Source organism: Streptomyces aurantiacus (genome assembly GCF_027107535.1).
GTDB lineage: Bacteria > Actinomycetota > Actinomycetes > Streptomycetales > Streptomycetaceae > Streptomyces.
This window is the reverse complement of the sequence record NZ_CP114283.1, coordinates 4,039,323-4,064,847: the sequence shown is the minus strand read 5'-3', so window position 1 is coordinate 4,064,847 and position 25,525 is coordinate 4,039,323. Positions and strand designations below refer to the sequence as shown.

Sequence of the window (25,525 nt, the reverse complement as noted above, 5' to 3'; positions counted from 1 at the left end):
GCGCCGGCTCTCCATCCCTTCCACACGTCATCGCACAGGCAAGGTTGCATCAGCAAGAGTTCGGGGACGGGTCAGGCATCAGGACACGGCAATCGCAGTCAACAAGACACACACAAGGAACAGGCCATTCCACTCGTGCGTACTATCTCTACACTGGCGCAAAGCACGCAGTTGTGTCCCAGGGACGGACTCGTCCTGCCGGACCTCACACCGATCCCCGCTCGCGCACGCACACGCCCCGCTGTTTGCACCCCGTGCCGGCGCACCGAGAAAGGCCCCCAGTCATGGCTGAGAACCAGACCTCCACCACAGAACTCACCTCGCAGTACATCGCGCAGGTGACGAGCGACCTCGAGCGCAACACCAAGGAGCAGGACCGTATCGCCGGAGACATCTCGACCCTGAAGGAGCAGTTGCTGGCCCTGCAGCACGACCACACGGTCCTGGTGCACATGCAGGAGGCTCTGGGCGGCCCGCGCTCCGCCGAGGCCACCCCGGCCTCGCCCTCCGTCCCGAACCAGGCTTCCGCCCCGACGAAGCAGACCAGGCAGGCCAAGCCGAAGAAGGCGGCTGCCACGGGCGTGAAGAAGGCCGCGGACAAGAAGACCACGGCCAAGAAGCCCGCCGCGAAGGCACCCAAGTCGGCTGCCCAGCCCAGCCTTGTGGACCTCATCCGCGGACACCTGGAAAAGCAGAGCGAGCCGCGCTCGGCCGCCGAAATCACCACTGTGCTCTCCGAGGCCCACCCCGACCGCAACATCAAGACGACCGTAGTGCGCACCACCCTTGAGAACCTGGTGGCCAGGAGCAGCGCGCACCGCAACAAGCAGGGCAGCTCGGTCTTCTACACCGCCACCACCGAGCCCGCCGCCGCGCCCCAGTCCGCCGCGACGACCGACTGATCACCTGCGTCGGCGCCACTGCCCCGAGGTGCCGAAACCTGCCGGAGTTCCGTTCACACACACCGTTGTGTGTGCCGGGGCGCCCGCAGGCAGGATCTCAGCCTGCCGACGCAGACCAACGCCGCGAAGGAGCGGGCCGGACGCATCCGCACACGGCCCCTTCCTCGCCGGTCAACACAGGGACCGACCATGCCGATCCCGTAGGGCTCACTGTCCACTCGGCGGGTGCAGTCGGGCGAACTCGTCCGCGAGCATGCCCATCAGGATCAGGTCGTGGTGCCGTCCGTCGAAGAACACATGGTCACGAAGGCGCCCCTCCTCGGTGAAACCGAGTCGGCGTTGCAGTGCCAGGGACGCCTCGTTGTGCGCGAAGACGCGCGCTTCGCACTTGTGGAAACGCCGCTCGGCGAACATGAAGCGCAGCAGCATCACAGCGGCCTCTGTCGCATACCCCTTGCGCCGATGGTCCGCGCCCATCGTGATGCCGTACTCGAACCACCCCGCACATGTGTCGGCCTGGTGCGAAGCGACGACGCCGACCATCTCACCCGAGTCGACGGTCTCGATCGCCAGGGTGAAGCAGTCACCGTCGGACGTGGCGACCGACTGCTCCCTCGCCCGGGCCCGATGGCTTTCAGCGGAACGTGGCGGCTGCAACAGGTCCCCCAACCGCTCCTCGTCCGCGGCGAAGCGCATGAGCAAGGTCCAGTCGTCAGGCTCAACACCACGCAGGCGTATGCGTTCACCGCTCCAGTACGATCCCACCCCTCATTTGATCACGCGGTCTCCAAGGTTGTTTCGCACCAGCCGGTCGGGCCCTCTCGTCCTCCGCGTGCATGGGTCCCCTGTGTCCCCGCGGACACCCCCATGCACGACAATCGAGCACCCAGTGTCCGACCGACCGAGGAAGCCACCGATGCCACATCGTCCTACCGTTTCGATCTCGGAGTTCTCCGTCGCCGACGGGGAGGCCGGGCCCTACGGCATCACCGGCGGGCCGGACGGCGCGTTGTGGTTCACCCTGGTTCACCACGGGCAGATCGGCCGCTTCACACTCGACGGCGGCACCACCACCCACCAACTGGAACCGGCGTCCGGCGGACCCTCACTCATCACCACGGGTCCTGACGACGCACTGTGGTTCACCGAGTTCCGCGGGCACCTCGTCAGCCGCATCACCACCGCCGGGGACATCACCTCATTCCGGTTGCCGACGCCGGACGCCGGGCCGTTCGGGATCGCCGCGGGCCCGGACGGCGCGTTGTGGTTCACCGAGGCCAACGCCGACCGCATCGGCCGCATCACCACCGAGGGACACCTCACCGAGTTCCCCGTCCCGCTCTCGGCCGCCTTCCCGTCCGCCATCGCCGCCGGAGCCGACGGCCGTATGTGGTTCACCATGAACCAGGGGAACGCGATAGGCGCCGTGGGGCCCACGGGAGACGTCGTCGTCCACCCGCTGCCCACACCCGACAGCGCTCCGGTCGGCATCACCGCCGGTACCGACGGCGCCCTGTGGTTCGTGGAGATCGGCGCCGGGCGGATCGGGCGGATCACGACGGAGGGGCAGATCGACGAATTCGCCCTGCCCGACCATGCTTCACGCCCGCACGCCATCATCGCCGGCGCCGACGGCAGCTGCTGGTTCACCGAGTGGGGAGCCAACCGCATCGGCCGGATCACCGCTGACGGCCACGTCGACGAGTACGACCTCCCCAGTCCGTCCTCGGAGCCCCACGGCATCGCTCAGGGGCCCGACGGCGCAGTGTGGGTCGCCCTCGAAACCGGTGCGCTCGCCCGCCTCACGACTGAGTGAACCAGCAGTTCCCCGCAGGCCCACGGCGGCTCCGGCGTCGCCGTCGAGGGGGGCGTCCCGGACGGCGACGCGGGCACGCCCCGTTCCGGTCCGGGCGCGGCGGCTGTCCCGGCGGTGGGGCGTGCGGAGGTCACAGGAAGGCCGAGGTGACCGCCACGAACCGTTCGGCGTCGTCGAGCCAGGGGTAGTGGCCCGCTCCCTGCTGCACCACGAGCGTGGCGTCGGGGAACAGCTCCGCGAACTCGGCCGCCGACTCGGGAGGACTGTTGACGTCGAACTCGCCGGTGAGCAGCAGCACAGGTGCCTCGCAGTCGCGGAGCGCCGCACGAGTTGCCTCCGGGCTGAAGGCTCCCTCGGCCCCGAAGAGCGCGACGGCTTCCGGGTTGGCGGGCCGCCCTGCCCGATGGTGCTGTCGGGCCGCTGCGTCCCAACGACCGTAGTAGAAGGGGGCGATGGCTTCCCAGTCGCTGCCCGTGCCCGCGGTGATCGCCTCCAGCGCGGCGAACGCCTCCGGGAACCACGGTTCGCCCTTCCGCCGCCGCGCGAGGTCGCGACGCGTCCGCGCGGTGACTTCGACGCCCACCGCTCTCGCACCGGGGCCGATCAGCGCGACCTTGCCGACGCGCTTCGGATACCTCGATACGTACTGCGTCACGATGTTCGTGCCCGCGGAATGACCGAGCAGGTCCAGCCAGGGAAGCCCGAGGTGTTCGCGCAGCGCCTCGATGTCGTCGACCATGCGGTCGCAGCGGTAGGAGGAGGTGTCGTCGGGAAACGCGGACCGCCCGGTGCCGCGGAGGTCCAGAACGATCAGCTGCCGGTGCGAGGACAGTCCGCCGAGGTCACCGAGGTAGAGCGAGTCCGCGGGGCCGCCCGGGACGCAGACGAGCGGATGACCGTCCCCGGTCACGCGGTAGGCGAGCCTGGTTCCGTCAGGGGCGTGGAAGGTGGGCATGGGCGGCATCCTGTCAGCCATAACCAGGCTATACAACCCGGTTATGACCGGCTGGGGGCCCTGGTATATAACCGAGCCATGGCAGAGACGGAAAGGGCGCGGCCTACCCCCGACACGCTCACCGACGAACAGGCTGAGCGGATGCTCGCCGACATGAACGAGGTCATCCGCGCGGGCGAGGAGATGCGACGGCTGCGCACCGAAATGATCAAGCTGTTCGCCGACTTCGGCTGGACCCAGGACAGGATCGCCCGCCTCACCGACATGAGTCAGCCCGCCGTGTCCAAGCAGGTGACGAAGTACAGGTCGGGCGAGCCGCTGCCACCGACCCGGCTCTCCCTCGACCAGCACGATGTTCCCTGGCTCGAAGGACGGCTATGGGGCCTCGCCGAGGAGATCTCCGAAACCTGTGGGGAGACCGCCCGCTGCACCCGTCACGTCCACGCCCTGGCCCGGGGAAGGAAACACTTCACCCCCCAGGCCATCGACGAACTGCGGCGCCTCGTCGAAGAGGACCTGAGACGGCACGAGGCACGGATGCCGCACAGCTACCGGGACGCCTACGACGAGATCAGCCGCGGACTCGACGTCCCCACGAAGACCACCACCACGGGGTCGCCCTCCGTGCGCCGCACGCTCGCTCACCGCATCCAGCGCGACCGGCTGAGGGACGACACCTGAACGCCGGTTGGGGCAACGGCACGTACGGATCGGTTCAGAAAACCGTGAACGACCCGGAGGCGACGTCGCCGTAGCGTTCGGAGAAGCCCGTCAGTGCGACTCACGGCTCACCTCGGAACCGCTGGAGCCGATGAGGAAGTCGAGGTCGGCTCCGGTGTCGGCCTGGAGGACGTGGTCGACGTAGAGGCGTTCCCAGCCACGGCGGGGCCTCGCGAACCCGGCGACGGTGGCCTCGGTGGGCGTCCTGCGGGCGAGTTCGTCGGCCGGTACGTCGACCTCGATTCGGCGGGCCGCGACGTCGAGAGCGATGAAGTCCCCGGTACGCACGAGGGCGAGGGGCCCGCCTGCCGCGGCTTCCGGGGCCACGTGCAGGACGACGGTGCCGTAGGCGGTGCCGCTCATCCGGCCGTCGCAGACCCGGACCATGTCACGGACTCCCTGTTCGAGGAGCTTCTTCGGCAGAGGCATGTTCGACACCTCGGGCATGCCCGGGTAGCCCTTGGGACCGCAGCCCCGCAGGACGAGGACGGAGTCGGCGTCCACGTCGAGGTCGGGGTCGTCGATGCGGGCGTGAAAGTCCTCGACGCTGTCGAAGACGACCGCCCGGCCGCGATGGCGCAGCAGGCGCGGGGAGGCGGCGGCCGGCTTGATGAGGGCTCCGTCGGGAGCGAGGTTGCCGCGCAGGACGGCGATGCCTCCCTCGGCGACCAGCGGCTCGGCGCGGGTGCGGATGACCTCGCCGTCCCAGATCGGGGCGTCGTCGAGGCCCTCCACCAGAGGCTTTCCGGTGACGGTCAGCGCGTCCGGGTCGAGCAGGTCGCACACCTCGCGCAGGACGGCGCGCAGGCCCCCGGCACGGTGGAAGTCCTCCATGAGGAAACGGCCGGCAGGCTGGAGGTCGACCAGGACCGGCACGCGGGAGCCGATGCGGTCGAAGTCGTCGAGCGACAGGTCGATGCCCAGCCGTCCCGCGATCGCCAGGAGGTGGACGACCGCGTTGGTCGAACCGCCGATGGCGGCCAGCACGACGATCGCGTTGCGGAAGGACGCCTTGGTCAGGAACGTCGCGGGTCGCCGGTCCGCACCCACCATGTCCACCGCCAGCCGGCCGGTGTGGTGCGCGGCCTCCAGCAGTCGACTGTCGGGGGCGGGCGTGCCGGCCACGCCGGGGACGACCGTGCCCAGCGCCTCGGCCACCAGCGCCATCGTCGAGGCGGTGCCCATGGTGTTGCAGTGCCCGCGGCTGCGGATCATCGACGACTCGGAACGTACGAACTGCTCCTGCGAGAGCGTGCCCGCACGGACCTCCTCCGACAACTGCCACACCCCGGTGCCACAGCCCAGCAGACCGCCGCGGAAGCTGCCGTTGAGCATCGGCCCGCCCGGAACCACGACCGCGGGGAGGTCCACCGAGGCGGCGGCCATGAGCAGCGAGGGGATCGTCTTGTCGCAGCCGCCGAGCAGGACGACACCGTCGATGGGGTTGGCGCGCAGCATCTCCTCGGTGGCCATCGCGGCCATGTTGCGCCACAGCATCGCGGTGGGCCGCACCTGTGTCTCACCGAGCGACACGACAGGCAGGTCCAACGGGATGCCGCCCGCCTCGTACACACCGTTGCGCACCGAGGCCGCGACCTCGTTCAGGTGCGCGTTGCAAGGGGTCAGGTCCGAGGCGGTGTTGGCGACGGCGATCTGCGGCCGGCCGGTGAAGGCGTCCCCCGGAACACCTCTGCGCATCCAGGCCCGGTGAATGTAGGCGTTGCGGTCCTGACCTGCGTACCACTGGTCGCTCCGGAGCTCCACCTGGAACCTCTTCCAACAGTCGGTACGACGGTCTAGAGTCTGGAACGCCATGAAGCATACGCAGACGGACCGGTCCGAGAAGCGTGTCGTTCGCATCGACGACCTCGCCCACGTCGACTTCTCCGACGTCGTCACGGACTTCGACGCGACGTTCTCCGGTACCGGTGGCATCGACCGCGGCCGCCCCGTCGTGGCCGAGTGAACGACGACCTCGGCGACCACGTCGACACAGGCACCCCGCCCGGCGGCGGCGCGGCCTTCACGCCGCCCCCCCGTCTCCAGCCCGGAGACGTCATGGAACTGGGCATCGGGCAGCTCGGTACACGGCGTCGGCACGTCCTGGTTCCCCGGTGCGCGGTCGGCACATGCGTGCCTTCGTACTGACCGCGCCCGGCGAGTACGAAGTCCGGGAGGTACCCGCGCCGGTGGCCCGGCACGGGGAGGTCGTCGTCGACGTCGAACGGGCCGGGGTGTGCGGCACCGACATGGAGTTCTTCACCGGAGAGATGACCTACCTCCACCAAGGCCACTCCTCCTACCCCGTACGGCCGGGCCACGAGTGGGCCGGCCGCGTCACAGCCGTCGGCGAGGGCGTCGACCGCGACTGGCTGGGGCGCCGCGTCATGGGCGACACCATGCTCGGGTGCGGCAACTGCCGCCGCTGCCTGCGCGGCCGGCAGCACGTGTGCGAGAAGCGGAGTGAGGTCGGCATCCGCGGCGCACGGCCCGGGGCTTTGGCGGAGCAACTGGCCGTACCAGCCTCCTCGTTGCACGCCCTGCCCGACTCCGTCGACGCCGTCCTGGGCGCGCTCGTGGAACCGGGCGGCAACGCCCTGCGGGCCGCCCGGGCCGCCGTGCCCCGACCCGGGGAGCGCGCCCTGGTCCTCGGGCCGGGGACCATCGGTCTGCTGGTCGCGCTGTTTCTGCGGGCCGCCGGGGAGGAAGTGCACCTCATGGGCACCACCGACGAGTCGCTCGTCTTCGCCCGCGGTCTGGGCTTCGACCACGTGTGGACGGAGGACTGCCTGCCGGGCCTCCCCTTCGACGCGGTCGTGGACGCCACGAACGCCGTCCATCTGCCCGCGCGGGCACTGGAACTCGTCGAGCCGGGCGGTCGCCTCGTCTGCATCGGGCTGGCCGCCGCACCCAGCCGCGTCGACACCCGCACCCTCGTCCTCAAGGACGTCACCGCGGTCGGTGTCCTGTCCGCCTCCCCCGGCCTCGACGCCACCATCAGTGCGTACGCGAACGGCCATGTCGACCCCAGGCCGCTCGTCGCCGCCACCGTGGGTCTCGACGAGGTCGGCCCCGTCCTTTCGGGAGAGCGCCCCGCGACCGCGGGACCCGGCCCCAAGATCCATGTCGACCCGCGGTCAAGTGCCGCGCCGACGGCCGCATGAGCGATTTCGCCGTCCTCGCCGCCCTCATCGACCTGCCGGACGCGCTCGCCGTCTGACGGACAACACGGGTGTCGGAGCGGTCGGCGACATCGCCCGGAGTGGCGACACGCGGCGGACGCGGGGCCCTCGGCCCGTGACCGGGTGCATTGTCAGTGGTGGCAGGCAGGATGACCCCATGACCACACCAGCTGCAGTGATCGTGGATGCCGCCGCCTACGCGCAGGCGGTCGAAGACGCGGTGAAGGCCTCCGCCGCGTACTACACGGGTGGCACATCGCCCATGGACGACGACACCTACGACCGGCTGGTGCGCGCCATCACCACCTGGGAGACGGAGCATCCCGACCAGGTGCTGCCCGACTCCCCGAGCGGCAAGGTCGCCGGTGGTGCGGTGGAAGGCGATGTGCCGCACACGGTGGCCATGCTCAGCCTGGACAACGTGTTCTCGCCCGACGAGTTCACCGCCTGGACGGCGTCGCTGGCCCGGCGCATCGGCCACGACGTGGAGCGGTTCAGTGTCGAGCCGAAGCTCGACGGCCTGGCGATCGCCGCCCGCTACGCCCACGGCCGCCTGGACCGTCTGATCACCCGCGGGGACGGGACGGCCGGGGAGGACGTCTCGCACGCGATCGGCACCGTCGAGGGCCTGCCCGAAGTCCTGGCCGAGCCCGTCACGGTGGAGGTCCGCGGTGAAGTACTGATGACCACAGCCCAGTTCGAGCATGCCAACGAAGTGCGCACCGCGCACGGCGGACAGCCCTTCGCGAATCCGCGCGGCGCCTCGGCGGGCACTCTGAGAGCCAAGGAGCGCGCCTACACCGTGCCGATGACGTTCTTCGGGTACGGCCTGTTGCCTCTGGCCGACACGGACACCGAACTCGCCGGGCGGCTGCGCGAGCTGCCCCACAGTGAGCTGATGGCCCGTGCCGCCGAGCTCGGGGTGAACACCACCGCGGGCACCGCCGTTCCCAGTACCACCGCGGACTCCGCGGAGCAGGTCCTGGCCCGGGTGCAGGAGATCGCGGCGTTGCGCGCGACTCTGCCGTTCGGCATCGACGGGATCGTCATCAAGGCGGACCTGGCCGCCGACCAGCAGGCCGCCGGATCCGGCACGCGCGCTCCACGATGGGCGATCGCCTACAAGCTGCCGGCGGTGGAGAAGATCACCCGGCTGCTGGAGGTGGAGTGGAACGTCGGCCGCACCGGCATCATCGCCCCCCGCGCCGTGCTCGAACCGGTCGTCATCGACGGGGCCACCATCACCTACGCCACCCTCCACAACCCTGCCGACATCACCCGGCGCGACCTGCGCCTGGGCGACCACGTCATGGTCCACCGCGCCGGTGACGTCATCCCCCGTATCGAGGCACCCGTCGCCCACCTGCGCACCGGCTCCGAACAACTGATCGTTTTCCCCGAAGTGTGCCCGCGGTGCGGTGCCGGCATCGACTCCAGTGAGCAGCGCTGGCGCTGCGAGAACGGCCGCAACTGCCATCTGGTCGCTTCCCTCTCCTACGCCGCCGGCCGCGACCAGCTCGACATCGAAGGGCTCGGCCACACCCGCATCATCCAACTCGTCGAAGCCGGACTCGTCACGGATCTCGCGGATCTGTTCACCGTCACACGCGACCAGCTCCTGAGTCTGGAACGGATGGGTGAGACGAGCACCGACAACCTCGTCGCGGCGATCGGAACCGCCAAGGGAAGACCGCTGTCGCGGGTCCTGTGCGCCCTGGGCGTGCGGGGCACGGGCCGCTCGATGTCCCGCCGCATCGCCCGTCACTTCGCCACGATGGACCACATCCGCGCAGCCGACGTCACGTCGATGCAGCAGGTCGAGGGCATCGGCACCGAGAAGGCCCCGTCCATCGTCGCCGAACTCACCGAACTCGCCCCGCTCATCGACAAACTCGTCGCCGCCGGGGTGAACATGACAGAGCCCGGTGCCACTCCGCCGAGTCCGACGGCCGACGATGACGCCACGGGCGACGCGCAGACGCCACAGGCCTCGGAAGGCCCCGAACCCCCAGGCGGGCCGCTGGCCGGCATGACGGTGGTCGTGACCGGCGCGATGACCGGGGCGCTGGAGAAGCTCAGCCGCAACCAGATGAACGAACTCGTCGAACGCGCCGGCGGCCGCTCCTCCTCCAGCGTCTCCAAGAAGACCACCCTGGTGGTTGCCGGAGAGGGCGCCGGATCCAAGCGCGCCAAGGCCGAGTCCCTCGGCATTCGCCTGGCCACCCCCGACGAATTCGCCACCCTGGTCGGCGACCATCTCGAATAGCCCGCGTCCTCGCGCGGCGGACACCTCGTGATCCGCGGCTCAACTGTCGTACGGCCGACGGCCGGTCGGCCCGTCCCACCCGGGCGATGAGTTCGACCTCGACCAGCAGCTCGGGGAAGGCGAGCCGCGGGGTGCCGATCATCGTGCTCGCCACCAGAGGGTCCGACCGACCGTTCGCTTCCTTGCGCACCGGCCCTGCCGCGGCGTCACCGGCACCGGCACCGGCATCACGTACGTAGACGACGTGTTCACGACGTCGTCCAGCGATGCGCCGAAACGCCTGGGCAGCTCTGGCGCATTGGCGTAGCACAGGCGCAGTTGGTCGCCCATGTTGGCAAAGTCCGTGGCCAGTCCGGCGTCGTCGACCGGAGCGGGAGCCACGAGCTCCGTTCCCTCATGTGCCACCTGCCCGGAGCGATGGATGGTGTCGCCGCGACTGACCGCCTGCACGTACCCGTAGCTGTTCTCCCAGAGCACTTCAAAGCTCTCGACCTGCTCCGCTGCACTCATGCGGGCCGCACAGTGGCTGACAGGTCGACCGGCTGGGGTCCCCGGTGGGCGCAGGCCGTGCTCAGGGGGCACCATGGCCTGCGGGCCGGCGGTCGAGCCCTCAGGGAAAGGCGGCGATGATCGATGAGTTTCTACGAGATCCGCAGTCAGTCAGTAGGAGTTCGCAGTCAGTCGGTGAGAGTGGGCGTACTACAGGCCCGGAACCGGCCGACGTCGACCCGACCGGGCCTGTTCAGAAGCAGATGACGAAACACCTAGGAGACCCTCGATGCGCACCCTGATCAGCACCGCCTTCGTCTCGCTCGACGGCGTCGTGGAAGCCCCGGGCGGCGAGGCCGGCTACCGAAACGCGGGGTGGACCTTCAAGGACGTGGAGTTCCTCCCGGATGCGTTCGCCATCAAGGGCCGGGAGCAGCAGGAAGCCACCGCGATGCTGCTGGGCCGGACCAGCTACGAGGCGTTCAGTGCTGTCTGGCCGGACATGGAGGACTTCTCCGACTACAAGGCGATGCCGAAGTACGTCGTCTCCACCACCCTCACCGACGACGACCTGGTGTCGAACTGGGGCCGGACCACGATCCTGCGCTCGCTCGACGACGTCGCCGCGCTCAAGGAGACCGAGGGCGGCCCGATCATCATCCACGGCAGCGCCACCCTCAACCGCAGCCTCTCGGACGCCGGTCTGATCGACCGTTACCACCTGCTCGTCTTCCCGCTCCTGCTCGGCGCGGGCAAGCGTCTGTTCAGCGACACGGACAAGGACACCCAGAAGCTGCAACTCGTCGAGCACGAGGCGTACGCCAACGGCCTGCAGATGAACGTGCTCGACGTCGTCCGCTGACGATTTTCCAAGCCCGCAGAACGGCCGCCTCGGGGAGAGTGCCCCAGTTCACAGGTCGGGCGGCGCCCGGGGCGGAACAAGCCGGGCTGGTTGACCGTTCATCCTTATGTGGCTGCGGAGGGGACAGTGTCCCCGGGCCTCACCCATAGCCCATGGGGACGATCGTTCGGCTGAAGCCCCATGGAGCCCTCCGCCGAGAGGCGACCGCCCCTCCGCAGTCCACCACACACGGCCCCGGCTGGTCTCCCCCGTCCAGTCGGGGCTTTCCTCTGTGCGAGGCCGGTTCCTCTCACCCTGTTCAGTCCGCCGGGCGACGGCGGACGGAACAGGCAGCTTCCACGCAGGCCTCGCCCCGAGGCCGCTGGCGCGGAACGGTGCCGCATGACAGGCTCGGCGTCGCTCGTGAACAGGCCGTGGGTGAGGGGAACTCCGTGGACACGCAGACGTGGGACGCGCTGGTCGCATCGATGAAGAAGGCGTACACCGCGGATCTGGCCCAGGGGACGGTGCCCCGCCCGGTCATCATGCCGTTGGTGCGCGGCGAACTGGTCGGACTCGTCTGGCTACGCTCGACAGAACCCGGTGAGGACGCCATGACCGGGATCGTCGAGCTCTCCAACGTCGCCGCTGCCGCCGACGCCGACGAGGTCGTCCTCGCCTGGGAGACCCACGAGGTCGCCACCGCGTGCCGGCTTCCGGCCACAGGACCGGCCCCCTGCCTGAACCTGGTACACGCCACCAAGGACGGCCACGTACTGCACCAGCTCCCCTACACGCACCAGCCCCTGGATCCCTCGCTCGGCAGCCCGGCCCCGGCCGGGCTTCTCTGGCTCCCCGCTCTCGGGCCGTACCCGGACGCCGACCTCGCCCCGCCGATCCAGGCCGCCCTCACCTACTCCTTCACCCCGCTGGAACTCGACCACCCCTCGCCCTTCGGCGTCACCGTCCTCCTGATGGAGGACGACGGCTACACCGTCCACCTCACCGACACCTTCACCCCTTGACCAGGCGTGCCGCGCAGGCGACCGGACGACCTCACGCAAGGACGAACGCCGATTGCCGTTGTCGTCCCGCCGCAGCGGGGTATACGGAGCTGTGCACGGACCGCATCACCGCTCCCGCCACAGGAGAAGAGCCATGGCTGGCATTTTGAACAAGATCAAGCAGTTCGCCAGGAGCCCGCAGGGCCGGCGCACCGTCGAACAGGCGCGCCGCGCCTCCGCCGATCCGCGCCGTCGCGCACAGGCCCAGCGGCTCCTGGGAAAGCTGCGCGGACGACGCTGACCCCGGCCGCGGCCCGCCCTCGGCCGCCGAAGCCACCCGGCTGCCCCTCGGTAGTCGCTCCGACCGGAGCAGCCGGGGGCCGCCGAGCCGATCTCTTACACGGTTCTCCCCACGCAAAAACCCCATCCGCAGAATGCGGATGGGGTTTTGTGGAGCGCCGGGCAGGCCTTGCACCTGCATTTCCCCGCAGGAAGCGGGGCGTCTTTCCTTGGACCACCGACGCGAGACGCTTCAGCCGACCGGCCGTGCGCTCAAGATCAAGTGTAGCAGCCTCGGGCAGCCCTCGAACCGCACCGTGACGGGCGGTCAGAATCACCTAGGACAGGACCGCGGCGAGACGCTCGGCGCCCGGCCCGGACACGCTCTTCAGCCCGGCCGGCCGCCCGGTCGTCACGAGCAGCAGGTCCCCCACGGGGCCCCGGGCCTCGTCCGGGCCCTTGCCCGCCGACCAGTCCGCGTCCGTCGCCACCAGCCGAACCCCCTGCAGCCGCTTACGGGCCCCGTAGAACGGGCTCGCCACCACGTGCCCGATCGCCGCGACCACCTGTTCCTCGGGCATCGGGCGCTCTTTTCCGAGGGGACGCGCGATGTCCTGCCCGTGGACCAGGAAGTCGACGAGCGGATCCAACGGCGCGGCCATGGGGGCACGACGGTCCGAACCGGCCGTTTCACGGATCTGCCCGATGAGTTCCGCCGCGCCGAATCGGCCCGCCCGCTCCCGGGCGAGGTCGAACTCCATCCGGTCCCAGTTACCGCGTGCCCGGACGACGCCCTTGATCATGTCCGGCCATCCGGTGCGCGTGGACAGGGTCAGATGGGCCGCCACGTCGTGCACCGTCCAGCCGGCGCAGAGCGAGGCCGACTTCCAGTCGTCGTCCTCAAGACCCTCGAGGAAGTCGGCGATGCTCAGCCGCTCGTCCCTCGTCCAGGAAAGAACTCGCTCACGGTCCATGCCCGACTCTCCTCACGTGGCGTGCGGACCGAAGCAAAGGCCGCACCGTCCTGCCGCCATCCGAATGCGGCGGTAACGCTGTAACGACCCACGTCCGCGGGCAAACTGATCGACCCAGCCACTGTGACCCGCGCCACTTCCGAACGGACGGCATGCCATCGCGGCTCGCGGGCTGTACCCGTCGCAAGCTCTCCCGTTCGCGCTGTCGCCAGCGCTCCCGTTCGCGCCGCTTCATGCCTACGGCTCGTCACCAGCGGGTACACGGACAACCGTTCGGCCCGGAGCCGACGCAAGCCCGTTCAGAACAATGGCCCGTTTGCCGACCGCGGAGGCGGATACCCGGACCCCATGGCTGGATCGAACAATAAAACGACGAACGGACAGTCGCCCACCGCGCATGCGCGAGAGGCGAAGAAGACCGTGACCGAAGGTGCCACGGCACCGGCGAAGGAGTCACAGGAGGCTGCCACCGAGGCGGTGAAGAGCGCCGGGGACACTGCCGGGGCCGTCGGCCGCGGCAGCAAGGAAGCCCTGGTGAACCTCAGCGGAGCCGCATCGCAGAAGGCCAGGGAAACGGCCAAGGTGGTGCAGGGCACCGTCTCGACGGCCGCCCAGCAGACGGTCGGGAAGGCCGGCCTGGCCTGGACGCTGCTCAAGGCCAGGAAGGTCGTGGCAGCCGCCGCCGGCGCGGGGGCCGCCACCGTGGTCGTGTGCTCCTACACGGTGGGCCGTCGTGCCGGTCTGCGGCAGCGCGGTCCGCTCTCCCGCCTCAGTGGTGGCCGTCTCTGAGAGACGACGCCGTCAAGGCACCTGCTCGCAGGCCCGTCGGAGCCCTCGGCTCCGGCGGGCCTGTTCGCGCGCGGGCACTCTCTTCCGGGTACGGAGGGGCACGGTTCCACGGACACCCGCGTGCCGAGCGTCGTGCCTGGCGCCACCACCGCTCCGCTTCCCCCGGACGACTCGTCGCCGGCGGGCTCACGGGCACCCGGCGTCCACCCTGTGCATCGGGGCGACGGTCACACGGTCCGGAACCTGATCTCCCTGCTGTGCGTCGTTACGGGCACGTCGTGCGCTCAGGTCTTGGAGCGAGGACGCATCCGGGACCGACGGTCAGGGCGTGGTGGAGCGAGTGAGCGGCAGTGGGACGACGGGGTCGAGGGCCGAGACGCTCCGGCGGTGGCGGCCCCTCCTCCGGCGTCGTCCGAGCCCGGACAAGGGAGGCCCTTCGCACTGGTCCCGTGGGCGGGTGCTCGCGGCGTCGGCCGTCCTGACCGCTGCTCTGCTGGCGTTCCACTCCGCGGTGCCCAACACGGTCGGCCGCTTGGGCAGCCTGCTGGAGACCTTCCTGCCCTGGCTCGGCCTGGCCGTGCCGCTGCTGCTCGTATGGGCGTTACTGCGCCGCTCGGTGACCGCGCTGGTGGTCCTGCTGCTGCCCGCAGCTGTGTGGGCGCACATGTTCGGCGGACGGTTCCTGGCCGAGGGCCGGGGCGCACACGATCTCACGGCGGTCCAGCACAACGTCAGTGACGAGAACACCGACCCCGCGGGCACCGCCGGCGCCCTGCTCGAGGGTGCTCCGGATTTCGTCGCGCTGGAGGAGCTGACACCTTCCGCCTTGCCGGCCTACGAGAAGGCCCTGGCAACCACCCACCCCTACCGCGCGGTCGCGGGGACGGTCGGGCTGTGGTCGAAGCATCCCCTGTCGGCCGCGCGGCCGGTGGACATCAGACCGGAGGGCATCGACGAGAGTTGGAGCCGCGGGGTGCGGGCCACCGCACGAACCCCATGGGGCGACGTCGCGGTGTACGTCGCCCACCTTCCCTCGGTCCGGCTCGGGTGGAAGGGCCTCGACTCCGGTCGGCGCGACGAGAGCGCCGGGCTGCTGGGGGCGGCCGTCGCGGACGAGAGGCTCGACAGGGTGATCCTGCTGGGCGATCTCAACAGCACGGTGGACGACCGGGGTCTGGACCCGGTCACCTCCCGGATGGACTCGACAGGGCGGGCCTTCGCCTTCAGCTGGCCCGCCTCGTTCCCCGTGTCCCGGATCGACCACGTCATGGCCCGCTCCGGGACCGTCACGAACGTCCGGACCCTGCCCGCCACCGGCAGTGACCATCTGCCGGTCGCCGTGGACATCGGACTCGACCGCGCCTCCGGCAGAGATCGCGGACGATGAGCCCAGGACGGTGACGCCCAGGGCAGCAGCGACGGTCGTCCGCCGGGCCGGCCGAGCCCTCTAGGTCTGCCGCAACAGCTCGTACGCCTCCGCCCCGACGCCGAACGTCCAGGCCACGCCCTCGCGGGCCGTGCGGGTCGTCGGCGGCACCCTCAGCCAGTAGGTGCGGCTCGTACCGTCCGGTTCCGGTGTGGAGTTGACGACCTCGACCATCACCACGTCCTCGTCGCCGACGAGTTCGACCCGCCACAGCACCCCGGTCTCGTCGCGGTGGACAGGGACTGCGCCGGACTCGTCCAGATACCGGTCGTAGCCGTAGTGCTCCAGCATCACCCGGCGCAGTTCGGCGTTCTCCTCGCCGCGGATCCGCTCCGGGGTCAGATGGGTCAGTTCGTCGAGGAAGTCCCGCGGAACGGGCATGCCCCGCCAGGCGTACAGCTCGAACCCGTCTCCGTAGGCGAGCGCCGGGCCGTCGCCGCGGTCCAGCCGCCCGGCTTCGTCACGGTGCAGGGTCAGGGGGCGTTCGCTGACGATCGCCACCTTTTCGTAGGGCCACCACCAGCCCGCCTCACGTGCCACCGCGGCCAGGCCCCCCAGGGGACTGTCGTCCCCGGAGTCGAACGCGCACAGCCAGGCCGCGTCGTGCTGGCCCAGTGCCGCGTCCAGGAGAAGCAGGCGGACCTGGGTCTCCTCCCGGCGGTCGTCGGCGAGTTCGTCGACGATCCCCGCCCGTACCCGGTCGACCAGGGTGCGGGTCGACTCCCACAGGCCCGCTCCCGTGGCGCGCCAGTGGCCACTCCATCCCGTCGGTCCCAGCTCCTCGTGCAGCCGTGCCCGCGCGGCGGCCCAGGGCGCGCTCAGCACGGCGTCGCGGACGCTCGCACCGAACGGGTCCGCCTCCGAACCGGCCGACCGCGCCGCCGTCATGAGTGTCCGCACCGCCTCGCGGGGCGAGCTCGTCCACACGATGAGGCCGGGTGCGGCCAGTCCGGCCTGCCGGTAGGCGAGTCGTACGCCCTCCTCGGCCGCCGCCCGGTCACCCGGTCCTGTCGCCGCTGCCGCCGTCCGCCAACTGCCCTGGTCCATCGACGCCGTTCCTCTCCCGAGTCCTGTGCCGGGCCGCACCCGCGTGCCGTCGCCCGGTCCTGCGCTTCGCCTGTCCGCTCCGGGGCCCTGAGCCCTGGTGCCGTGTCCGCGTCGGCCCACATCCGTGGTGCGGCCGGGGCGGCGGGGGTTGCGTCCTCGTCAGTCGGCGACGATGCGCACCGAACCCGGCACGTACTCCCGTTGCCGAATCACCCGGTACCAGCCTTTCGGGAGCGAGATCGCCGCGTGCTCCTCGTGTACGACACGGGCTCCGTCGGGCACATGCAGCAGCATCGGCCCGAACAGCCCGGCCTCCCGGATCAGCCGTCCCGGACCGACCACAGCATGCGCATGGCCGGTGACTTCACCCAGCGCCAGGACGAGTCTGCCGCGGCCGTCGCGCGGTTCGGACACCGCTCCGGCCGCGTGCTCGGGCACCGCGCTCTCGGCCAGCGCCACGATCAGGACGTCTCCTTGCCGGTACATGGGTCTCCTCCCGGTGCGGCACACCGTGTGCCATGAGAAAGACCGTAGAGGCGGGTACTGACAATCGCCCTCGCCCACAGGTCACCCCGCCCGGCGCCGTACGTGACGTGTCGACCCGGCCCTGTGCGGCGGGGCGGTTGGGCAACGAGAGGGCCCCCTGTCCACAGCGCTGTCAGTGGAGCTTGGTAGAACTCCGTTACCTGGATGCGGTCGGCGCGTACCGGGATCAGGGCCACGACCGCCGATCCACCGACCTCAGCACGAAGGAGCGGGCGCGCATGACCATCGGTAGCCACCTCGAGGAGTTCCACGGCCTGCCGGCCTTCACCTTTCCGGGAGTCGGTGACACATCGCCCGAGGCGCCCTCGCTGCCCTCGCCCGAGTCCGTGGCCTGGCGCATCGGGGTGGACTCCTACGACGCCGAGGAGCAGTGGGAGGAGGCCTTCGCGCGTTTTCTGGAGTCCGTCGACACCGAGCGGGTGCGCGCGTTGATCGTGGGCGCGTGGAGCGAGGCGTACGAGACGGCCCCCGACGAACTGATCAAGGCGCTGGTGGCGGCCCGGGACCGGCTGCCCGCGCTGCGCGGCCTGTTCTTCGCCGACATCGTGATGGAGGAGTGCGAGATCTCCTGGATCGTCCAGGGCGACATGGGCCCGGTTCTCGAAGCCTTCCCCGGCCTCGAGGAGTTCGGGGTCCGCGGCGGCAACCAGTTGGTGTTCCCCGCCGTCCGTCACGAGCGGCTGCGGAAGCTGACCGTCGAGACCGGCGGTATGCCCGCCGAGGCGGTGCGCGGCGTCGCCGCCAGTGACCTGCCCGCCCTCGTCGAACTCGATCTGTGGCTGGGTACGTCCGAGTACGGGGGCGACGCCGACGTGGCCGACCTCGAGCCCGTCCTCGCGGGGACCCGGCTGCCCCGCCTCACCCGGCTCGCCCTGTGCAACAGCGAGATCCAGGACGCCATCTGCACCGCACTCGCGTCCGCGCCCGTGGTGGCACGCCTGGAGGAGCTCGACGTCTCCATGGGAGTGCTCACCGACGACGGCGCGACAGCACTGCTGACCGGTCAGCCGTTGACCCACCTCAAGAAGCTGGACCTGCACCACAACTACCTCAGTGCGGAGCTGCGCACACGGCTCCTGGAGACCCTGGAGCCCGCGGGTGTGCAGGTCGACGCCGACCAGGACGACGCCGAGTCGGACGAGGACGGAGACGGCGAGGTCTGGCGTTTCGTCGCCGTGGGCGAGTAGCGCGCGAAGTCCGGACGAGGGGAGGGAAACGGCATGGGCCGCAGTGGAGCGGCGGACGCACCGCCGAAGTGGGTGGTCGTCGCCAACGGGGACAACCGAAGGGCGGGCCTGTTCACCGCGGCCGCCGAAGCCGCCGGGCACGGCACGCCCCGGGTCGTCGAGTGGCATGACGTACTGCGCGAGGGCGGACACGACTTCGCCGACGACGAGGTCGTCCGCCTCGACTCCCCGGGTGAGAAAGCCGAGGTGGACGCCCTGCTGCGGGGCATGGACGATCCGACGCGGGTGGAGGGTTCCGCACACTGGTACACGCGCTTCCTCGACTGTGTCGCCTCGCTGCGCGGCGGCCGGCGCCTCGACGACCCGGCGGACCTGGCCGTGATGTTCGACAAGCGGCTCTGCCACGACCGGCTCGCGCGCGCCGAGGTGCCCGTGCCGCCGTCCCCCACTTCCGGTGGCCTCACGCCGATCCGGGGCTGGTCGGACGTGCGGGACGTCATGGAGGCGGCGGGCATGAGGCGTGTCTTCGTCAAGCTCGTCCACGGTTCGTCCGCCTCCGGTGTCCTGGCCGTCGAGGCCACCGCCTCGGGCCGGATCCGCGCCACGACGTCGGTGGAGCGCGCCGAGGACGGCCGCCTGCACAACTCGCTGCGGGTGCGCCGCTACACGGCGGAGCGGGAGATCGCCTCGATCGTCGACGCCCTGGCGCCCGACGGGCTGCATGTCGAGCGGTGGCTGCCGAAGGCCTCCCTCGGCGGCAGGTCGGCCGACCTGCGCATCGTGGTCGTCGACGGCCGCGCCACGCACGCCGTGGTCCGCACCAGCCGCACCCCGCTGACCAACCTCCATCTCGGCGGCACGCGGGGCGATCTGGCGGCCGTACGGGCGCTCGCGGGCGACCGGTGGACCGCGGCCCTGGAGACCTGCGAGCGGGCCGCCGCCTGCTTCCCGGGCACACTGTGCGTCGGCGTCGATCTGCTGCCCGCCATCGGCTGGCGCCGCTTCGCCGTCGGCGAGGTCAACGCGTTCGGCGACCTGCTCCCCCGTCTGACCGGCCTGCCGGGCAGCGGGGCGGAGGGCCTGGACACGTACGCGGCACAGATCGCCGCGGCCGGAGCCTTCCTCCGCGGCCCCCGTCCCGACCGACCCGCGACAGGCGGGCAGTCCGGCCCGCCCGCGTCACCGTACGACCTGCCAAGGACAGCCCATGCCCCAGCCTGACCCCGGCCCCGCACCGTCCCCGGCCGACCGCCCTCACACCACCACCGCCACGGCCCGCACGCCCGACGCCCCGGACATGAACGAGGTGGTGGGCCGGGACGACCTGCTGCTCCTCACCCTGGACACGCTCCGATACGACGTCGCGGTGGAACTCGCCGCCGCCGGCCGCCTGCCCCACCTGGCCGCCCACCTCCCGGGCGGCACCTGGGAGAAGCGGCACGCACCCGGGAGCTTCACCTACGCCTCCCACCAGGCGATGTTCGCCGGTTTCCTCCCGACCCCCGACGCGCCCGGTCCGCATCCTCGGCTGTTCGCGGCCCGGTTCGCCGGCAGCGAGTCCACCGCGGACGGCACGTTCGTCTTCGAGACCCCGGATCTCGTGTCCGCCCTGGCGGCGCGCGGCTACCGCACGGTGTGCATCGGCGGTGTCGGCTTCTTCAACAAACAGGGCGCTCTGGGCGGCGTCCTGCCCGGATTCTTCCAGGAGAGCCACTGGGAGCCGGAGTTCTCCGTGGCCTCACCGACCTCCTTCGAGGCGCAGGTCGCACGCGCCGAGAAGACCGTCTTGGAACTTCCCCCGGAACAGCGGCTGTTCCTCTTCCTCAACGCCTCCGCGCTGCACCAGCCGAACTGGTTCCACCTCCCCGGAGCGACCCGTGAGACGGGAGACAGCCGCCTCACCCACGCCGCGGCGCTGGAGTACATCGACCGTCACGTGGGGCGACTGTTCAGCGCGATGAGTTCGCGTCGCCGATGCTTCGCGATCGTCTGCTCCGACCACGGCACCGCCTACGGGGACGACGGTTACACCGGTCACCGCCTCGGCCATGAATCCGTGTGGACCGTTCCCTACGGCCACTTCTTCCTGGAGCCGCCCGCATGACCCTCACCTCCGCGGGCACCTCCGTCTCGCTGCCTCGCCCGTACCAGAGCTATACGTACGCCTATCCGCACAAGACCGCCTACCGGCCCCTCGACCCGGAGCCCCGGCTCGCGGACCTGTGGGCCGGAGAGTCACGGCAGTCGCTGTCGCTGTACCTGCACATCCCGTTCTGCGAGATCCGCTGCGGCTTCTGCAACCTCTTCACCCGCATCGGCGCCCCGGACGATCTGACGAGCCGGTACCTGGACGCGGTGCAGCGCCAGGCCGCCGCCGTCCGCGAGGCCCTGGGCGACGAGGAGCCCCCGCGTTTCGCCAACGCCGCTTTCGGCGGCGGCACTCCGACCTACCTGGAGGCCGCGGAGCTGGAGCGGCTCTGCGACATCGCCGAACAGGAGATGGGCGTGGACCTGCGGGCCGTCCCGCTGTCCGTGGAGGCGTCACCCTCCACGGCCACGGCCGACCGGCTGGCCGTGCTGGCCGAGCGGGGCACCACGCGCCTCAGCCTCGGCGTGCAGAGCTTCGTCGAGGAGGAGTCGCGCGCCGCCGTACGCCCGCAGCGCAGGGACGACGTCGAGGCGGCCCTGGCCCGCATACGCGAAGCCGCCGTCCCCGTCCTGAACATCGACCTGATCTACGGCATCGACGGCCAGACGGCCGCCAGTTGGCGGTACTCCCTCGACGCGGCCCTGTCCTGGCGCCCCGAGGAGATCTACCTCTATCCCCTCTACATACGCCCCCTCACCGGCCTGGGCCGCCACCTTGACCCCCGGGCGGCCGACCTGCAATGGGACGAGCAGCGCCTGCGCCGCTACCGGGAGGGCCGCGACCATCTCCTCTCGCACGGCTACGAGCAGGTGTCGATGCGCATGTTCCGGCGGACGGACGCACCACCGCAGGGGCCGGACGACTACGCCTGCCAGACCGACGGCATGATCGGTCTGGGCTGCGGCGCCCGCTCGTACACCTCCCGGCTGCACTACTCCTTCGACTACGCCGTGTCGATGCGGGAGATCCGCGGGATCATCGACGCCTACACCGCCACCGGGGACTTCTCGCGTGCCCTGCACGGGAGGTGGGTCGACGAGGACGAGGCTCGCCGTCGGTATCTGCTGCAGTCGCTGCTCCAGGCGCAGGGTCTGCCCCTGGCCGACTACCGCCTCCGGTTCGGTTCGGACGCGTACGGCGACTTCGCGGCGGAACTGGACACCCTCGCCGCCCGCGGCTGGCTCGACGACGCCGTGCCGGAGCGGCTGCGGCTCTCCGCCGAGGGGCTCGCCCACTCGGACGCCATCGGCCCCGAGTTCTTCTCACCGGCCGTGCGCGACGCCATGGCCGCCTACGAGACGAAGTGAGGGCCGGTGGACCTGACGCTGCTGTACCGCGGCCCTCTCGCCTCCTGCGACTACGACTGCCCCTACTGCCCGTTCGCGAAGCGGCGGGACACCACGACGCAACTGCGCGCCGACCGCGCGGCATTGGAGCGGTTCACCGCGTGGGCACACGAGCAGGGTGACGACCGTCTCTCCGTGCTCTTCACGCCCTGGGGCGAAGGGCTGGTGCGCTCCTGGTACCGGCAGGCACTGGTGGATCTCTCGCACCGGCCGCACGTCCGGCGGGTCGCCATCCAGACCAATCTGAGCTGCCGCACCGACTGGCTGCGGGACGCGAATCCCGACACCGTCGCCCTGTGGTGCACGTACCACCCGGGACAGACGCCCTACGAGCGCTTCCTCGCCAAGACACACGATCTGGCCGGTCTCGGCATCCGTTTCAGCGTCGGGATCGTCGGCGTGCCGGACCACCTGGAGCACGCACGACGACTGCGGGCCGGACTGCCGCAGCACGTCTATCTGTGGGTGAACGCCGCCGAGGGACACTCCTACACGGACGCGCAGGCCGACGAGTGGACCGCGCTGGACCCCCTCTTCCCGTTCAGCCGGCACCCGCACCGCTCGGCGGGCATGCCGTGCCGGACCGGCGATTCGGTCCTCTCCGTCGACGGTGACGGCACGGTCCGCCGCTGTCATTTCGTCCGCACCGAAATGGGCAACCTCTACGACGGCTCCTACCGTGCCGCCCTCGGCCCGCGCGCCTGCCCCCGGGAGATGTGCGACTGCCACATCGGATACGTCCACCTGGAGACCCTGCCGCTGTACGACGTCTTCGCGGGCGGCGTACTGGAACGCGTCCCGCGCACACTCCCCGGCCGCCCGGCACTGCCCCTGCTGGCTCTCCCGTCCGTCACGGGTCCCGGCTGACGGTCACGGCCGGGTCGCACCGTCGTCGCCGGGCGGCGCGTGCGACCCGGCAGGCGGGATCCGCTGTCCGCGACAATGGGAGGCGAGTCGGCCGAGCGCACCGTCGTGCACGAGACTGTGATCCGTGAGCCCCCCTCCGCTCACCGACACCGCTCCGCCGGACCCCGTCCGCCTCGAAAGGAACCGGCCACATGATCATCTTTGGCACCAAGGGCTACCTCTACCAGCTCGCGATACTGACACTGCTGTGCGGTCAGTGCGGCAACCCCGCAGCGCACACCCTCAGCAAGCGCGTCACGAAGTTCACCCTGTTCTTCATCCCGTTGTTCCCGGTGTCGACGAAGTACGCGACGCAGTGCACGTTCTGCGGCGCGCAGCACAAGATCGACAAGGAGCAGGCGGAGCAGCTTCAGGTGCAGGCCTCGAGCGGCCAGGCGTACGGACAGCCCCAGCAGCAGCCGTACCAGGGCTGACGGGGCCGTGAGGGGCACGGCGAGTTCCCCGGGCGCCGTAACTCGATGGCCCCCACGGACTGTCGTGCCCGATGATCGAGCCCATGGATGCCGTCGTTCAGCGCGTGCGCACGTCGTGGACGAAGAAGTCGCGCGGCGGCCCTGAAGCCGCCCGGAGGAATGCCGCGCCGACGGCCTTCCCGCTGCCTCCGGGGCTGGGCTCCGCAGTCCACGAGATCACCATGGGGGAGTCCGACTCCTTCGCACCCCGAACGCAGGTCGCGGAGCTGCCGGCGGCGGGCGTCATCGTCCGCCGGGCCGACGGACTGCTGCGCGTGGACCCGCCGGAGATCAGCCTGTTCGGGATGCCCCGACGAGTCCGGCGCCCGCCGGCTGTTCGTCTGGCTCCCGGCCAGTGGCTGCAGTGGCAGATCAACTTCCGGTTCGCCGACTGCTGCGACGGGTCCTGGTCCTACCGCCTGGACACGTTCAACATCCTTTGGGGCTCCGCGGCGCCCGGGGTGTTCCTGGGCGTGCCGACGCGGCGCGTGGACGAGCGGGGCCCGCTGCGCTGAACGCCCGACCGAGGGCACGGGCCGTCGGCGGGCCCTGCCTTCTCGGCACGCAGCCTCGGCCGCCGGTCCGCCGCGGGCGGGGGACGAGCCCTCACCGTCCGCAGCGGTGCTCGAACTTGTTCGCAGGCAACTGCCGTTCCGCTGGGCAACGAATGTTACGCGTGAGAAACCTTGACGATCACTGTGGTGGGTGCCACGATTCCGGCGCCGCCATGTTTACGTAAACATGCCTGCCGACCCAACTCTGGCCATGATCGAAGCCGGAGCTTCGCGGACGGCGATGTTTACGTAAACATCGCGTAGGGATCGTGATGCAGGGAGGAGCTCAACGAGGCCTGTCGACGGCGAGCCGACGACGACGCCCGTCCGCCCGGCACATTTTCGACGGCTGCTCGGCAGCGCACAGGCTCCACCACTGTGCCGAGCCGCCTCTCCTGAAAGGCAAGACGATGCGCAGAACCCCCACCCGCTTCTCCCGCCGACTGCGCGCCACACTCGTGGCCATGGCGATCGCCGCGACCAGCGGCACGACCGTCGCCGCCGCCGGCCCCGCCCAGGCTGTGCCGGGCAAGGACACGACCGGGCTCACCAAGGACACGAACCAGTTCAAGGGCGTGAACTGGGCCGACCCCCGTGACAACTTCGCCGACGACCCGATCGTGCTCTCCGGCCTCTCCACCACCGACAGCTACGCCAAGACCTACGCCAAGGCGAGCCGGGTGATCTCCGGCTTCCGCGCGAACCTCGGCGCCAACACCGTCCGGCTGCCCATCAACCCGTACACCGTCAACGGCTCCTACTGGAAGTCCTACCGCGGGGTCATCGACGCGGCGTCGGACAAGGGCTTCAAGGTCATCCTGTCCTACTGGGAGGGCATCGGCCCGCGCAAGGACGGCTTCATCGACGACACCACCACCTACTGGCCCATGTGGAACACCGTCGTCAAGGCCTACAAGAACGACAAGCGCGTCTACTTCGAGCCGATGAACGAACCGCACGGCTACACCGACACCGAGTGGGCGGACATAGCCGCGAAGTGGCTGAACACCTACCGGCACGTCCCCCGCAACCGCGTCTTCGTCAGTGGTGCCGGCTACAACGACCACGTCACCTCCGTCTGCGCCGACCCGCGCCTGAAGGGCACCTACCTGACGCTGCACCACTACGGCTTCTGGAAGGAGTACGCCACCTACGACCAGTGGGTGGCCGACCTCAAGGTGCGCATCGGTGACTGCGCCAACCGGACCGTCGCGGACGAGTTCGGCTCCCCCATGACCACCGGCTTCGACTACAACAAGCCGACCCCGGACAACAACTTCATCAACTACCTGCAGGCGGTCACCGACACCTTCCGTGAGCTCAAGATGGGCTCCGTCTACTGGCCCGGTCTGCGCACCGACGACACCTACTCGCTGCAGACCCTGGTCGGCGACCCCGCCCGGCCCCGCCTGGTGACCACCAACCAGTCCGGCGCCGACCGCCTGGCCTGGGCCTGGGGACGCGGCAAGCCCGTCCGCCCCTGACCGGACCCTCGACGCCCGCAGGACCCAAAGGCCCCGCTCCCCTCGTGCCGGGAGCGGGGCCTCCCGCCGCATCCTCCCGGCGGGGGATGTCGGCGCCTTTGGTGCCCCGTGCGAACGCCTCCGCACTGTGCCGCGCGCGGGCTGTTTGGGATGAGGAAGCAGCGGTACCCGGCCGCTCCTTGAGCCCAGT

The 25,525-nt window shown here is 70.5% G+C and carries 26 protein-coding genes; 19 read left to right on the top strand and 7 right to left on the bottom strand.

The genetic code is table 11. The features are described from left to right. Positions 1-284 precede the first annotated feature (284 nt). Positions 285-902, top strand: a complete 618-nt coding sequence (locus O1Q96_RS19810) for a hypothetical protein (RefSeq protein WP_269249473.1) — start codon at positions 285-287, stop codon at positions 900-902. Between the two features lie 207 nt (positions 903-1,109). Here O1Q96_RS19810 and O1Q96_RS19805 read toward each other — a convergent pair whose 3' ends face one another. Then, complete coding sequence (locus tag O1Q96_RS19805) at positions 1,110-1,667, bottom strand: GNAT family N-acetyltransferase (protein ID WP_269249472.1); 558 nt, start codon at positions 1,665-1,667, stop codon at positions 1,110-1,112. 151 nt (positions 1,668-1,818) lie between these two features. On the opposite strand from O1Q96_RS19805, the gene O1Q96_RS19800 reads away from it, so the two are divergent. Continuing rightward, positions 1,819-2,718, top strand: a complete 900-nt coding sequence (locus O1Q96_RS19800; RefSeq protein ID WP_269249471.1) for a Vgb family protein — start codon at positions 1,819-1,821, stop codon at positions 2,716-2,718. A 130-nt stretch (positions 2,719-2,848) separates the two neighbouring features. Here the strand turns inward: O1Q96_RS19800 and O1Q96_RS19795 are convergent, their stop codons facing one another. Continuing rightward, on the bottom strand, positions 2,849-3,673 hold the full coding sequence (locus O1Q96_RS19795) for an alpha/beta fold hydrolase (protein WP_269249470.1): 825 nt from the start codon (positions 3,671-3,673) through the stop codon (positions 2,849-2,851). Positions 3,674-3,751: 78 nt separating this feature from the next. Here O1Q96_RS19795 and O1Q96_RS19790 point away from each other — a divergent pair, with 78 nt between their 5' ends. After that, positions 3,752-4,354, top strand: a complete 603-nt coding sequence (locus O1Q96_RS19790; protein WP_269249469.1) for a helix-turn-helix domain-containing protein — start codon at positions 3,752-3,754, stop codon at positions 4,352-4,354. A 90-nt stretch (positions 4,355-4,444) separates the two neighbouring features. Here the strand turns inward: O1Q96_RS19790 and O1Q96_RS19785 are convergent, their stop codons facing one another. After that, positions 4,445-6,157 (bottom strand): IlvD/Edd family dehydratase, encoded by a 1,713-nt coding sequence (locus O1Q96_RS19785; RefSeq protein WP_269249468.1) that lies wholly within the window; start codon positions 6,155-6,157, stop codon positions 4,445-4,447. 49 nt (positions 6,158-6,206) lie between these two features. On the opposite strand from O1Q96_RS19785, the gene O1Q96_RS19780 reads away from it, so the two are divergent. The 3 genes from O1Q96_RS19780 to ligA all read left to right on the top strand — a co-directional run bounded on the left by O1Q96_RS19780 (position 6,207) and on the right by ligA (position 9,841). Next, positions 6,207-6,359: a hypothetical protein gene (locus O1Q96_RS19780; RefSeq protein WP_269249467.1), complete on the top strand. Its 153-nt coding sequence runs from the start codon at positions 6,207-6,209 to the stop codon at positions 6,357-6,359. 163 nt (positions 6,360-6,522) lie between these two features. Beyond that, positions 6,523-7,557, top strand: a complete 1,035-nt coding sequence (locus tag O1Q96_RS19775; RefSeq protein WP_269249466.1) for a zinc-dependent alcohol dehydrogenase — start codon at positions 6,523-6,525, stop codon at positions 7,555-7,557. Between the two features lie 175 nt (positions 7,558-7,732). Beyond that, complete coding sequence (gene ligA / locus O1Q96_RS19770) at positions 7,733-9,841, top strand: NAD-dependent DNA ligase LigA (protein WP_269249465.1); 2,109 nt, start codon at positions 7,733-7,735, stop codon at positions 9,839-9,841. A gap of 138 nt (positions 9,842-9,979) precedes the next feature. On the opposite strand, the gene O1Q96_RS19765 is transcribed toward ligA, so the two are convergent. Continuing rightward, on the bottom strand, positions 9,980-10,351 hold the full coding sequence (locus O1Q96_RS19765) for a RidA family protein (protein WP_269249464.1): 372 nt from the start codon (positions 10,349-10,351) through the stop codon (positions 9,980-9,982). A gap of 268 nt (positions 10,352-10,619) precedes the next feature. Between O1Q96_RS19765 and O1Q96_RS19760 the strand changes: the two genes are divergently transcribed. The 3 genes from O1Q96_RS19760 to O1Q96_RS19750 all read left to right on the top strand — a co-directional run bounded on the left by O1Q96_RS19760 (position 10,620) and on the right by O1Q96_RS19750 (position 12,476). Beyond that, positions 10,620-11,192 (top strand): dihydrofolate reductase family protein, encoded by a 573-nt coding sequence (locus O1Q96_RS19760; protein WP_269249463.1) that lies wholly within the window; start codon positions 10,620-10,622, stop codon positions 11,190-11,192. A 431-nt stretch (positions 11,193-11,623) separates the two neighbouring features. Then, positions 11,624-12,196: a hypothetical protein gene (locus tag O1Q96_RS19755; RefSeq protein ID WP_269249462.1), complete on the top strand. Its 573-nt coding sequence runs from the start codon at positions 11,624-11,626 to the stop codon at positions 12,194-12,196. A 133-nt stretch (positions 12,197-12,329) separates the two neighbouring features. Next, positions 12,330-12,476 (top strand): hypothetical protein, encoded by a 147-nt coding sequence (locus O1Q96_RS19750; protein WP_269249461.1) that lies wholly within the window; start codon positions 12,330-12,332, stop codon positions 12,474-12,476. A gap of 316 nt (positions 12,477-12,792) precedes the next feature. Here the strand turns inward: O1Q96_RS19750 and O1Q96_RS19745 are convergent, their stop codons facing one another. Next, positions 12,793-13,428: a maleylpyruvate isomerase family mycothiol-dependent enzyme gene (locus O1Q96_RS19745; protein WP_269249460.1), complete on the bottom strand. Its 636-nt coding sequence runs from the start codon at positions 13,426-13,428 to the stop codon at positions 12,793-12,795. Positions 13,429-13,776: 348 nt separating this feature from the next. Here O1Q96_RS19745 and O1Q96_RS19740 point away from each other — a divergent pair, with 348 nt between their 5' ends. Together O1Q96_RS19740 and O1Q96_RS19735 are read left to right on the top strand one after the other, a co-directional pair. Then, positions 13,777-14,217, top strand: a complete 441-nt coding sequence (locus O1Q96_RS19740) for a hypothetical protein (protein ID WP_269249459.1) — start codon at positions 13,777-13,779, stop codon at positions 14,215-14,217. A gap of 457 nt (positions 14,218-14,674) precedes the next feature. Next, entirely contained in the window at positions 14,675-15,604 is a 930-nt protein-coding gene (locus tag O1Q96_RS19735; RefSeq protein ID WP_269249458.1) for an endonuclease/exonuclease/phosphatase family protein, read from the top strand. A gap of 60 nt (positions 15,605-15,664) precedes the next feature. Here the strand turns inward: O1Q96_RS19735 and O1Q96_RS19730 are convergent, their stop codons facing one another. Then, positions 15,665-16,690 (bottom strand): DUF6745 domain-containing protein, encoded by a 1,026-nt coding sequence (locus O1Q96_RS19730; protein WP_269249457.1) that lies wholly within the window; start codon positions 16,688-16,690, stop codon positions 15,665-15,667. A 159-nt stretch (positions 16,691-16,849) separates the two neighbouring features. Then, on the bottom strand, positions 16,850-17,176 hold the full coding sequence (locus tag O1Q96_RS19725; RefSeq protein WP_217456673.1) for a hypothetical protein: 327 nt from the start codon (positions 17,174-17,176) through the stop codon (positions 16,850-16,852). Positions 17,177-17,454: 278 nt separating this feature from the next. Between O1Q96_RS19725 and O1Q96_RS19720 the strand changes: the two genes are divergently transcribed. The 8 genes from O1Q96_RS19720 to O1Q96_RS19685 all read left to right on the top strand — a co-directional run bounded on the left by O1Q96_RS19720 (position 17,455) and on the right by O1Q96_RS19685 (position 25,335). Further along, positions 17,455-18,423 (top strand): STM4015 family protein, encoded by a 969-nt coding sequence (locus O1Q96_RS19720; RefSeq protein ID WP_269249456.1) that lies wholly within the window; start codon positions 17,455-17,457, stop codon positions 18,421-18,423. Between the two features lie 33 nt (positions 18,424-18,456). Next, positions 18,457-19,644, top strand: coding sequence for an STM4014 family protein (locus O1Q96_RS19715; protein ID WP_269249455.1), 1,188 nt, complete (start codon positions 18,457-18,459; stop codon positions 19,642-19,644). 76 nt (positions 19,645-19,720) lie between these two features. Beyond that, positions 19,721-20,527: an STM4013/SEN3800 family hydrolase gene (locus tag O1Q96_RS19710; protein ID WP_269253654.1), complete on the top strand. Its 807-nt coding sequence runs from the start codon at positions 19,721-19,723 to the stop codon at positions 20,525-20,527. Then, positions 20,524-21,879 carry an STM4012 family radical SAM protein gene (locus tag O1Q96_RS19705; RefSeq protein ID WP_269249454.1) on the top strand — a complete coding sequence of 452 codons (1,356 nt, stop codon included), beginning with the start codon at positions 20,524-20,526 and terminating at the stop codon, positions 21,877-21,879. Before O1Q96_RS19710 ends, O1Q96_RS19705 begins: the two co-directional genes overlap by 4 nt. Before the next feature lie 6 nt (positions 21,880-21,885). Continuing rightward, positions 21,886-22,785 (top strand): STM4011 family radical SAM protein, encoded by a 900-nt coding sequence (locus O1Q96_RS19700; protein ID WP_269249453.1) that lies wholly within the window; start codon positions 21,886-21,888, stop codon positions 22,783-22,785. A gap of 191 nt (positions 22,786-22,976) precedes the next feature. Beyond that, entirely contained in the window at positions 22,977-23,258 is a 282-nt protein-coding gene (locus tag O1Q96_RS19695; RefSeq protein WP_269249452.1) for a zinc-ribbon domain-containing protein, read from the top strand. Between the two features lie 83 nt (positions 23,259-23,341). Then, on the top strand, positions 23,342-23,812 hold the full coding sequence (locus O1Q96_RS19690; protein WP_269249451.1) for a hypothetical protein: 471 nt from the start codon (positions 23,342-23,344) through the stop codon (positions 23,810-23,812). Positions 23,813-24,261: 449 nt separating this feature from the next. Continuing rightward, positions 24,262-25,335, top strand: coding sequence for a glycoside hydrolase family 5 protein (locus O1Q96_RS19685; RefSeq protein WP_269249450.1), 1,074 nt, complete (start codon positions 24,262-24,264; stop codon positions 25,333-25,335). The last annotated feature ends 190 nt before the right edge of the window (positions 25,336-25,525 follow it).